This is a genomic window from Amycolatopsis sp. lyj-112, from assembly GCF_046549055.1.
Taxonomy (GTDB): Bacteria; Actinomycetota; Actinomycetes; order Mycobacteriales; family Pseudonocardiaceae; genus Amycolatopsis.
The window spans coordinates 1-521 of record NZ_JAJPWS010000041.1; the positions used below are offsets into that span (position 1 = coordinate 1).

At 49.3% G+C, this 521-nt stretch carries 1 protein-coding gene; it reads left to right on the forward strand.

The window, feature by feature from the left end:
- Positions 1–403: alpha/beta fold hydrolase (locus ACLJRL_RS41210; RefSeq protein ID WP_410661850.1), on the forward strand; the 403-nt coding region annotated here is incomplete at its 5' end.
- Positions 404–521 lie beyond the last annotated feature (118 nt).

Genomic DNA, 521 nt, shown 5'->3' on the forward strand with positions numbered 1-521 from the left:
GGAATCGCTGGATTGGTCTGATAGAGATGCTGTCGTCGCGTATCAGGTCGGAGCGTGGCGAATCAACTCAGGTACTGCGCATGCTTTTGACGCTGAGAAGATACAAAATATCGCTGAGTTAGATTTTGATCGCACTCCGAATATCCTGACAACATTCAACCACACTACTTCAGGTGGTGGCGAGAGATCGCTCGAGAGATGGCTCGGGAGATTAAATGAGATAGCTGTACCAACTTTGATCATTCACGGCACGGAGGATCCTGTACTTCCTTATGTGCATGGGTTGGCACTGAAAGATGCGATTCGTGGTTCAAAAATGCTGACACTCGAAGGCACGGGACATGAGTTGCATCATGAAGACTGGCCGAGGATTATCCAGGCGATTAAGGGGCAAACGTCATAGCTATCGGTTGCACCGTACAACAAGTTGCTGCACCGTAAAAATTACTCGCTGCGCTCGCAATTTTCCGGTGAGCAAGGCGTTAAACATCATGAGGGAAGCGGTGATCGCTGAGGCATGT